Raw genomic sequence first — 10,310 nt, 5'->3', positions numbered from 1 at the left:
TCTTGGTTGGACTTGCACCAACTAGATAATGCGTGCCTCTGGGCACGCCCATAAAAAAAAGCACCCGAAGGTGCCCAAAGTGCTTGTGCTCGTCCTTATGCTTATATTCTTATGTTCCTATGTTCCTATTTCCCTATGTTCCTACATTCCTACATTCCTACATTCCTACATTCCTATGGTCTATATGCTATATTTCCTTATCTGCTCTTTACGGTTAGAGCCGCCCCACTGCGTTAAGCCTGCTTCACATGCTCCTCACGATACTCCGTCGGCGTCTTGCCCGTAGCTTTCTTGAACACTTGCGTGAAATATCGCGGGTCCTGATAACCGACCATTGGAGCTACCTGATAGACCTTCACCGTACTGTTCTGCAGAATGTACTTGGCGTTCTCCATCCGGCAGTGGGTGACGAATTCCAGGAAGGTATAGCCCGAGATTTGTTTGAACAGGGTGCAGAAATGACTGATGCTGAGATCGGCCACCTCGGACACCTCTTCGATGCTGAGATCCTTGTGGTAATTGGATTCAATGTACCGTTTGACTTTCTCAATGATGCTGCGCCCGTCTTCGCGGGCGGCCGTACTGTGACTCTGCTGCAGCCATTCCCGGAATTCCGCCTTGAGCGCTTCAATCATATCCGTCAGTGTTCCCAAGCCGTGAAGCTTACTCAAGAGACTCTCTACCGACCATTCATTGTGCGTGTTCAGATGCTCGAACTGCCTGTACAGCACCACACTCATCTCAATAATCAGGCGTTCCGCCAGCTGCTGCGGCAGGGCCTGGGATTCTATGAAGACAGACATTTCATCAAACAGGGCAAGCATACGCTCCAGGTTCAATGTGCGGATACTCTCAATCAGCGAGAGCTCCAGCTCCTTGGGATATTTCACCTCACGGCTGCCGGCTGCTGCCGTCTCCTCTTCGATGAACACGCCCGCCTGCCCGGAATAGAAACGCTGATACAAGGCTTGCGCGGCCAAGGGATACACCGTGCTTAACTGATCTATCCCCCGGGTGGTGCGGCTGATGCCCACAGAGCAGTTCAGCTTAGAGTACCTCTTGATGCCGGTGATCAGCTGTTCACCTAGCGCTCTTTTGCCGGTGCTGATGGCGGCCGGGAAGAGCAGTATCCATTCCCCGTTATAGAACGGAAAGATCGACAGCGCCCCGTTCTCCAGCGACCATTCCTCCAGAATATTGCGGACCGCGAACAGCCAGAGATGCTTCTCTTCTGCACTCCACTTGGCCGTGAGGCCGGCATAGTCGTCCAGACGGACAACGGCCATGAAATATTCTTCCTCAAGCTCACTGTTCTCCAGCCACTTCAGATGCTGCAGCGGGCGCGGATTGCCGAGCGTGAACTCGGCCAGCATCCGCTCGCGGGCAAGCAGCGACAAGGTCTGGACGGAGAGCATCAGCTGCTCATTCTCCTTCTGGCGGTCGAGCCGTTCTCTGGCCCGGGCAAGCATGACCGCCAGTTCCTCATGATCGATCGGCTTCAGCAGATAATCAAACGCGCCGAGCCGCAAAGCTTCCCGGGCATACTCGAACTCGCCGTACCCGCTGATGAAGATGAAAATCAGCTTGGAGCTGCGCGGCAGCACCTCTTTCATCAGCGCAATCCCGTCTATGACCGGCATACGGATATCACTGATGATGATCTGCGGTGAGGTCTCCTGAATCAGCTGCAGAGCGGCCTCCCCGTTCTTCGCTTCACCAACAATAGTCAAACCCAGCTCTTCCCAAGGAATCGCAACCTTCAGGCTGCGCAGAATAATCGGCTCATCATCCACGAGCAATACTTTATATTTCTCCTGATGCTCACTCATTTTATTGCACCCCCCCAGGCTTTATTGAACGTCCGAGCTCCGGATCAGATTCCAGTATTGCTTGGACGCGTCTTGCAGCTGCTGCAAAGCCTGATCGGCCTGCATTCCTCCACCGATCATCTCTTCAATCACACTTAAGAATGTCTTCTTCACTTCAGGCGACAACAGATTATCGTAGGGCACGAAGCTCTGGTGGCTCTCTTCCATCAGCTCCATCACCTGGGCGAATACCGGTCCGGTCTTATCCGGATCGAAGGCAATCCGCATTGAAGGTATTCTCAGGCCTTCATACACTATACGCGTCTGGATTTCCTTGGTATAAAAGCCTTTCATCAGCTCCAGCGCAGCTTCCCGTTTCGCACCAGTGAGGCTCGATGACAGCCCGATCCCCATGGTGTAGCCGCCGGCAATCGACGGCTCCGCCCCTTTGACCAGCGCCGGAAACGGAATCACACCCACCTGATTCTGGAATTCCGCCGGAGCTGTCTGGCCTGAGAAAAGGTTGATGTCCCAGTTTCCGTTAAGATACATCGCCGCCTTCCCGTCAGTGAACAGACGCACTGCATTCTCGGTTGACGTATCGTTTGATTCACTGCTAAAAGCGCCCTCGCCGATCCACCGGTTCAGATGCTGGAAGGCCTTCATATAGCCGCTGTTCTGAAATCCGGCTTCACTCTCGCCTGTCACCAGCTCCTGAATCAGCTCCGGCCCGGCATAGCGGTCCATTAAGTAATGGGCGAAGATCCCGGCAGGCCAGCGGTCCTCATTCCCTAGCGCGAACGGGATATAGCCCGCCTGCTTCAGCTTCACAATCGTCTCGTCCAGTTCAGCCACTGTTTCCGGAATTCCCAGTCCAAGCTTATGAAAAATGGTTTTGTTGTAATAGAGCGGCTCTGCATTGCCTTCAATGGGCAGGCCATAAATATGTTTGTTAAAGGTCCACAGATGCAGGTCCTTGAACTGATTGCTTAATCCGTTCAGGTCCGTGAACTCGGTCAGATCCATCAGCCGGTTCGAACGGACATAAGGCTCAATCTCCGCCCCGCCGAACAAAACGAACATATCCGGCGGCGTACCCGTCACCATCTCGCTCTTCAGCTTCTGTTCCCGGTGAATGTTCTGGTCCAGTCCTTCGAAGTTCACCTTCACGTTCGGATGGCTCTCCTGGTAGCTCCGCACAACCTCCTCGAAGATGGCCAGCAGCGGCCGGTCATGCTCCTTGTTCCAGAAGTGCCGGAACGTTAAGGTGATTTTCTCAGGAGAGTTATCTTCAATCGGCTCCCGGTCCTCCTGCGTAATGAACCAGACCGCACCGGACATCAGCACGATGTAGAGCAGAATCCATCCCCAATTGGTCAACCATCTCGCAACGTTCCGCTGGTCCTTCATTCCGTTTCTCCTTCTCATGATGGCTGAATCTTCGGAATCCGGATACAAACCGCTGATCCGAAGCCGGGGGATGAGCAGACCAGAATGCCATAAGGATTGCCGAACCGGATGTTCAGGCGCTCATGTACATTCTTCAGCCCCACCCCGCTGTCGCTGTATTTTCTCAGATTGGCACGTTCCTTGTTCCACTGGCTCATCAGCACCGCAAGGTCAAAGCCCGGCCCATTATCCTTAACGATAATAATGATATCCTTGCCGTTCTCCTGGGCTTTGACCGTAATGGTGCCATGCTCCTCCATCTGCTCAATGGCGTGATATAAAGCGTTTTCTACGATTGGCTGGACAATCAGCTTCTGGGTCATCACCATCTTCAGGGAATCAGGCAGGTCCAGCTCATACGAGAATTTCTCTTCGAAACGGAACTTCTGAATATCAAGATAGTGGCGGACATGCTCGAACTCCATTTGCAGCGGAATCAGCTCCTGATTCTGGCTGATGCTGATGCGCAGCAGCCTGCCGAGCGAGATGACCATTTTGCTGATATCCCTGTTGCCGGCCAGCACCGCCATCGAGTTAATGGATTCCAGTGAATTATAGATGAAATGCGGGTTAATCTGCGCCATCAGCGCCTGCATCTCCGCTTCCTTCTTGCGCCCCTGCTCGGTCTGTACCTGCTCGATCAGCTCATTGATCTGCGAGCTCATCCGGTTGAAGCCGTCGATCAGCGAATCGCTCTCATCATTGGCACGGAGCGGCACCGTGATCGGCATGAATATCCCCTGCTTGACCCGCTTCATCCCGTTCACCGCACTGTTAATGCTGCGGACAAGCCTGCGGATGAAATAATGGTCGAACAGAAAAGCAGACAGCAGCGATACCATCCCAAGAATAATTGCGATATTGCGGATGGACACCGATTCCGATGAAATCAGATTCATCGGGGTAATGGCGGCGAGATACCAGTCTGTATTATGTGAAGGCAGGAAAGTGATCAGAGACCGCTCCCCTTGATAATTGTCAATGTAATAGTCCTGCTCCTGGGTATAATTCTCCTGCAAAAAAGGAAAATCCGTCCGCTGTCCAATATACTCTCCGGACTTATTGAAGACGATATTGCCCTGCTTGTTCACCAGCAGAATATCCCCTTTTTTCAGGGTCGCCGCTTCCCAGAAGATCTGATCGAGCAAATCCGGCTTGACGTACACAACCAGATAGCCGATATCCTCCAGTGAATAATAATCTTTAATGACTCTGGCCTGTACCAGCACCGGTTTGCCCGCGCTTGCCGAGCCGTTCTCTCCGGGACCGGACCAGACGGGACGCCCTTCAGCGCTCTCCATCGCTCCGAACCAGACCTGTTTATGCATATCGGCAAAAGACATCGGCGCATTATATTGATAGAGCAGCCGGTCTTTACCGTACAGACTGAAGGAAGTGACCATCGGATGATTGATCAGCAGATTGTTAATCTCCTGCTTGCGGTCATAGGTAAGCACAAAGTTCTGCTGCTTGAGCGATTGCTGAATCGCCGGCTGCGTGATCGCAGAATTGGTAATCGATGAAATCTCGCTGAGTGCGAACTTGAGCTTGCGGTCCGTCTCCAGCAGTGAAATCCAATAAAAATTGCTTGATTTCTTCTCCATGGCATTGGAGAAATTGACATACGTAACAATCCCCATGACGATCACGGGAATGAATACGAGAAGAATAATAGCGAACAAGATCTTGCGGCGGAGCTTCATGTATGGTCCCTTCCTCCTGCTGACTCTGTCCATTATTATTCTTCACAGCATTCTATATTTCCTGTTACAGCCAATAACAGTTCATCAGCTCTTGATAGCGCCTGAGGTCAGACCGGCAATAACCCAGCGGCTGAACAGCAGGAATACGACGAGCAGCGGCAAGGTTGCCGTAAAGGTTGCAGACATAATCATTCCATAATCCAGACCGTCACGGGTAGTGAACAGCTGCTGCAGAGCAATCTGTATTGTATAATGCTCCTTGTTCTTCAGCACCACCAGCGGCCAGAAGAAATCATTCCATACAGTCATGAAGTTGAGAATACCCAGTGTAGCCATTGCAGGTGTAATTACCGGCACCGCAATCTTCCAGAAAATTCTGAAGTGCCCGCCTCCGTCGATCCGTCCGGCTTCAATCAGCTCGGTTGGAACCGCAGCGGATATGTACTGGCGCATCCAGAAAATCCCGAAGGCATTAACCATCGCCGGCACAATCAGCGCCTTGAAGCTGTCAATCCAGTGCAGCTTAGCCATAATAACATAGGTCGGCAATACCCCGAGCTGCTGCGGAACAATCAGTGTAGCGATTACGAATACAAACAGCATATTTTTACCCGGGAATTCATATTTGGCGAACGCATAACCGGCCAGTGTACAGAAGAACACGACCGAGATCGTCACCATGGACGATACGAACAGCGAGTTGCCGAGCGCCTGGAAGAAGTCCGATTTTTCCAGCACACGCTTGAAGTTGTCGAAGAACTGGTCTCCAACCGTCAATAGCGGCGGTACATGGAACACGGCTCCCTTGTCATTCGTACCAACGACGAACATCCAATAGAACGGGAAGATAGAGACCAGTGCCCCGAGGATCAGAAGACAATAGAAACCCAGCTTGCCGAAAAAGCCGAGATCATCCGGTTTTTTTCTGAACATACGCAGTGTGCTCACGCTTTTTTCCCTCCAGTCTCTCTGCTGCCGCTTCTGGAAATCAGCATATTCAGGACAGAGAACAGTATCGTAACGAGGAACAGCAGAACTGCTGTAGCCGCCGCAGTACCGAAGAATCCGTTGCGGAATGCTTCGCTATACAAATAGGTAACCATCGTAATACCTTCCTGCCGGGTAGATCCGGTTCCGGATTGGCCGAGGAAGACATACGGCTCTGTGAAGAGCTGCAGGGCACCAATCGTCGATTGCAGGGTTACGAAAATAATAAACGGCTTGAGCAGCGGCAAGGTGATGGAGAACAGCTGCTGTCTGCGGTTAGCCCCGTCGATCCGGGCGGATTCATACAGATCCATCGGGATACTCTGCAGTCCGGAGAGGAACAGAATCGCGTTATAGCCCGTCCAGCGCCACATCACCATCGTTGAAATGGCGATTTTGACTCCCCACCAGCCGGAGTTGAACGCCATGCTCTCTACACCGATTCCGTTAAGCAGCCAGTTGATCATCCCGTTGTTGCCGAACAGGGTGCTGAATACGAGCGTAACGGCCACGATGGAAGTGATATTCGGCATGAAATAGAGAATACGGAATGTCTTTTTGAACCGGGTCATGCCCGAGTGGAGCAGCACAGCCAGAAGCAGCGCCAGGAACACCTGCGGCACTGTACCCATCAGGCCCATGATCAGCGTGTTGCTGAATGAGATCCAGAAGGTCGGATCGCTTGTGATCAGATCGTAGTTTTTGAAGCCCACGTATTTCATGGGACCTAAGGCATCCCACTTGAAGAATGATAAATAGAATGTGAAGAAGATCGGATACAGTCCGAATATCGAGAACAGAATAAAGAACGGTGAAATAAATGTATACGCAGTGAAGCGGCTCCGTCTTTGTTCGGTCAAAAAAGGACGTTTGCTCTCGGCATGCGGACTCGCTAATACGGGCTCAGCCATGTCACACCTCCAGTGAATTCATAACGCAAGCAGAAACGGCTATGCCGCCCTCTATAGGACGGTATCCGTTTCAGCGGGAAATAGAAGGATAAAGTACAGCGTGAATATATTCGTTGTTATATTTATAAATCCGGACTCACAGAGGATGAAGCTCTCCGTGAATCCGGACATTTGAGGAATCGTCTTCCTCAATAGACTAAGATTAGCGTCACAAGGAATTTAGCCGCGCTCTGCAAGAGTTTTCGACTGCTTTACAGCATCTTCCCACTCTTTTGCCGGATCAGCTTTCTTCTCAAGTACGTTCTTGAGCGCATTCTTGAAGAAGGTATCCGTCTGGTCATGCAGCGGTCCGTAGTATACCGGTTTAACGCGGTTAGCCGCTTTACCGAATTCAACAGCTGTCTGCTGACCGCCGAAGAAATCATCCTTGAAGTCTACGAATGCAGGATCTTCATACAGTGCAGGGATGGAAGGCATCAGACCTTTGGTCTTGAAGGACTCCAGCTGGTTGTCTTTGTTAACAAGCCACTGGATGAAATCATAAGCCTCTTTCGAATGCTTGCCTTCCTTAGGAAGGGTGATGAATGAACCGCCCCAGTTGCCGGCTCCTTCAGGAAGCTGGGCAATTTTCCATTTACCGGAGGAATCAGGTGCGTTGCTCTTGATGTTACCAGCCATCCATGCCGGGCCCATAACCACTGCGAACGAACCGTCGTTCATGCCTTGGCCCCATTCAGGCGACCAGAGCATAACATTGCTGATCCAGCCTTCTTGAATGCCTTTTACAGTAAAATCATACGCTTTCTTCACTTGCGGATTGGTGTCGCCGATGAAGGTTCCGTCCGCTTTGCTGAAGTAGATTTCGTCAGCAGACTGGTCACGCAGCGCGTTGTACGTAAGATCCGTCAGATCGGAGAAGTACTTGCCGGTTTTATCTTTGAAGGCTTTGGCTACAGTAGCGAATTTATCCCAGGTATCGATCGCTGCGCTGAACCCTTCAGGATCGCTTGGCAGGCCGGCTGCTTCAGCCAGATCGGTACGGTAATAGACTACAGTAGGTCCGATATCTGTCGGAAGTCCAAGCTGGAAGCTGCCGTCAATAGAAGAAGCCTGTTTCCATTTCCAGTCCAGATAGTTGGCTTGGATGTCTTTGGCACCCAGATCGTTCAGGTTGTAGAATTTGTCCTGTGCGCCCAGGAAGCGTTCCATGAAACCGATTTCAAGCTGGAAAATATCAGGTGCGCCCGAACCGGCCGACAACGCTGTGGTCAGGTTGTTGTGGTGGGCCGTCTGGTCACCGGTGTTCTGTACCTTGATGGTTACATTCGGATGTTCCTTAGTGTATTCAGTAGCCAGCTCTTCATAGTTCACGTTGCCCAGTGTCCAGAAGGATAGCTCCACCTTCTCTGCTGGCTCTGTATTAGCCCCTTCAGTTGCCGGTGCATTTGTGCTTGCTGCGTTGCCGCCTGTATTTCCTTCTGCAGCCTTGTTGCCGCCGTTGTTGTTTCCTCCGCATGCCGCGAGCGAACTCATGAGCATGATGGAAACCAGCGTCAGCGCCAGGTTTTTTACTTTTTTCATTCCTCTGTACCCCTCTCAAAGGTTTCTCTTACAAGATTTAGTGTACAGTAGGCAGATGTTTTTTTTGAGGAGGCAAACTCCCGGTTTATGGTGGAAATATTTATGATTCATATAAGACGCACTTAAGTTTGAACTTGAAGCTTCATCGTCACTGCGGTGAACATTTGGACTTCCGGCCGCTGTTGTCCCCAGATTTCTTCATCTCATCCGCTGTTCGCGGTGGACTCCCGGTTTATGGTGGAAATATTTATGATTCATATAAGACGCACTTAAGTTTGAACTTGAAGCTTCATCGTCACTGCGGTGAACATTTGGACTTCCGGCCGCTGTTGTCCCCAGATTTCTTCATCTCATCCGCTGTTCGCGGTGGGAATCCGGTGACTGAAGCTGCCGAAGTGGATTTGAAGCCTGGACCCAGGTATACTAATTGTATTTGCTGTAGAGCAGTTATCCCGATATAAAGGAGAATTATCCCATGCCCATCAACCGTCCTTTGCTGACCGACAGCGATCTGCAGGAAGCGATTGACCGCAAGCTGCCCGTCCGTGTATTCCAGGATGACCATCTGGTGAATTCAGGTGCGACGGTGGTCCGTTTCACAGACTCGGATGTTGTTATCCAGTCCCGGGTCAGCGATTTAACCTATTATTCGCGCAGCCGCTGCGAATTCTTCGAAGTCCGTCCGTAGCCCATGAAAGAACAAGCCTTGGGCAATACAAATTAAACTCTAAGCTGCACCGGGTAGTAGAGTTAAATAACCAGATATACAAAGAAGCAGGTGCCCCCTATCCGGGAAGGCACCTGCTTCTGCTGGTTCTATAGTTTGCTGCGATATATTCTGCATCTGGTGGTTCCTAGTAAAGATTCATTTCTTCATATCGCCATAGGCACTGAGCTTCTCATTGAGAACTTCCTGAAAGCTCTGGACTTTGTCTTCTGATCTCTGCGGCTTAGGATTGAGAACGGGCTGAGGTCTAAAAAACTGATGATTAAAAGCCATAAGATTATGTACGCTCATACTCATTGAAGTTCAACCTCCTTCTGTAATCTTCACCTTAGTTTGCGTGAGTGCGAAATATCTTATCCCTTATATAACCTGCTCTTTCAATTCCTAAACAGTTTTATCTCAGAAAAATGGAAATAGCGGACCCAGACTTGAAAAATAAAGTCCGGGTCCGCCGCTGAGGCTTATCTTTGCGTTAACATCATTAATGGAGGAGATGAGCGAACAACCTGTAATAATCTTCACCTCATGAACCAATCTTATTCCATCACGTTACGTGATACACAAGCCCTGAATGATAGGATGAAGGCATTATAACGAAAAATCAGTCACGCCTTTCTTAGAGGCATATTTCAGCGTATAGGTTCCTCCGCCCTCAAAGGGCATCGTGGCCATTTTTATCCGGGTATAATCAAGCCTATGCTCTCTTAATACCTTTTTGATCAGAGCCATACCCCGTTGTTCATTTGTAACGACACAAAAGATGTTAAGCACAAATTGATGCGGGTCTGACACCGTTTTGCCCAACTCATAACCATCCACATAGCCGAGTTCAGCATCAGCCAAGTATTTATTCAGATATTCCGTTACTTTATCCCTCAACCATTCATCGCGCTGGCTCCCCTTAATGCTTTTCAAGGGATATTGTACGACTACCCAGCATTTCTCATTCATTCCAGTTCACTCCCTCGGTCTGATTAGCCCTCAATATGTCCTACGCAGAAAGAGCCAGCACCCGCACCTGCCTAATTATGTATGTTAACTCTCAGAAGTGCCAAACGGCGGATAATTGTATTTCATACAATTAAAAGGTAGCAAAAAACGGAATGTGCCGGATTAGCTGTATTCTGTACAATTAAAAATGGGC

General features: G+C 50.3%; 9 protein-coding genes. 1 reads left to right on the top strand and 8 read right to left on the bottom strand.

Going from position 1 to position 10,310, the window contains the following annotated elements:
• Positions 1 to 233: 233 nt before the first annotated feature.
• The 6 genes from QW71_RS12710 to QW71_RS12685 form a co-directional block, all read right to left on the bottom strand.
• The gene (locus QW71_RS12710) at positions 234 to 1,829 is read right to left on the bottom strand and encodes a response regulator (protein ID WP_039298147.1); all 1,596 of its coding nucleotides are present in this window, start codon (positions 1,827 to 1,829) and stop codon (positions 234 to 236) included.
• Positions 1,830 to 1,850: 21 nt separating this feature from the next.
• A complete protein-coding gene (locus QW71_RS12705; protein WP_039298145.1) occupies positions 1,851 to 3,218 on the bottom strand; it encodes an ABC transporter substrate-binding protein in 1,368 nt (455 codons plus the stop codon).
• 14 nt (positions 3,219 to 3,232) lie between these two features.
• Positions 3,233 to 4,960, bottom strand: coding sequence for a sensor histidine kinase (locus QW71_RS12700; protein WP_039298143.1), 1,728 nt, complete (start codon positions 4,958 to 4,960; stop codon positions 3,233 to 3,235).
• Positions 4,961 to 5,044: 84 nt separating this feature from the next.
• A complete protein-coding gene (locus tag QW71_RS12695) occupies positions 5,045 to 5,908 on the bottom strand; it encodes a carbohydrate ABC transporter permease (protein WP_039298142.1) in 864 nt (287 codons plus the stop codon).
• Positions 5,905 to 6,858, bottom strand: coding sequence for a carbohydrate ABC transporter permease (locus QW71_RS12690; RefSeq protein ID WP_039298140.1), 954 nt, complete (start codon positions 6,856 to 6,858; stop codon positions 5,905 to 5,907). Before QW71_RS12690 ends, QW71_RS12695 begins: the two co-directional genes overlap by 4 nt.
• Before the next feature lie 219 nt (positions 6,859 to 7,077).
• Entirely contained in the window at positions 7,078 to 8,439 is a 1,362-nt protein-coding gene (locus QW71_RS12685) for an ABC transporter substrate-binding protein (protein WP_039298138.1), read from the bottom strand.
• A 475-nt stretch (positions 8,440 to 8,914) separates the two neighbouring features.
• On the opposite strand from QW71_RS12685, the gene QW71_RS12680 reads away from it, so the two are divergent.
• Positions 8,915 to 9,127, top strand: coding sequence for a hypothetical protein (locus tag QW71_RS12680; protein ID WP_039298136.1), 213 nt, complete (start codon positions 8,915 to 8,917; stop codon positions 9,125 to 9,127).
• 177 nt (positions 9,128 to 9,304) lie between these two features.
• Here QW71_RS12680 and QW71_RS40915 read toward each other — a convergent pair whose 3' ends face one another.
• Entirely contained in the window at positions 9,305 to 9,463 is a 159-nt protein-coding gene (locus QW71_RS40915) for a hypothetical protein (RefSeq protein ID WP_171716382.1), read from the bottom strand.
• Positions 9,464 to 9,754: 291 nt separating this feature from the next.
• The gene (locus tag QW71_RS12675; protein ID WP_039298134.1) at positions 9,755 to 10,117 is read right to left on the bottom strand and encodes a hypothetical protein; all 363 of its coding nucleotides are present in this window, start codon (positions 10,115 to 10,117) and stop codon (positions 9,755 to 9,757) included.
• Positions 10,118 to 10,310: the final 193 nt, after the last annotated feature.

The sequence above is a fragment of the Paenibacillus sp. IHB B 3415 genome (assembly GCF_000802655.2).
Lineage (GTDB): Bacteria > Bacillota > Bacilli > Paenibacillales > Paenibacillaceae > Paenibacillus_AQ > Paenibacillus_AQ phytohabitans.
This window is presented reverse-complemented; position numbering and strand designations above follow the sequence as displayed.

What these genes read in the sequence shown, in the direction of transcription:
- QW71_RS12680 (WP_039298136.1), top strand. Translation starts at nt 8,915, where the DNA reads ATGCCCATCAACCGTCCTTTGCTGACCGACAGCGATCTGCAGGAAGCG.
- QW71_RS12700 (WP_039298143.1), bottom strand. Translation starts at nt 4,960, where the DNA reads ATGAAGCTCCGCCGCAAGATCTTGTTCGCTATTATTCTTCTCGTATTC.
- QW71_RS12705 (WP_039298145.1), bottom strand. Translation starts at nt 3,218, where the DNA reads ATGAAGGACCAGCGGAACGTTGCGAGATGGTTGACCAATTGGGGATGG.
- QW71_RS12685 (WP_039298138.1), bottom strand. Translation starts at nt 8,439, where the DNA reads ATGAAAAAAGTAAAAAACCTGGCGCTGACGCTGGTTTCCATCATGCTC.
- QW71_RS12690 (WP_039298140.1), bottom strand. Translation starts at nt 6,858, where the DNA reads ATGGCTGAGCCCGTATTAGCGAGTCCGCATGCCGAGAGCAAACGTCCT.
- QW71_RS40915 (WP_171716382.1), bottom strand. Translation starts at nt 9,463, where the DNA reads ATGAGTATGAGCGTACATAATCTTATGGCTTTTAATCATCAGTTTTTT.
- QW71_RS12675 (WP_039298134.1), bottom strand. Translation starts at nt 10,117, where the DNA reads ATGAATGAGAAATGCTGGGTAGTCGTACAATATCCCTTGAAAAGCATT.
- QW71_RS12710 (WP_039298147.1), bottom strand. Translation starts at nt 1,829, where the DNA reads ATGAGTGAGCATCAGGAGAAATATAAAGTATTGCTCGTGGATGATGAG.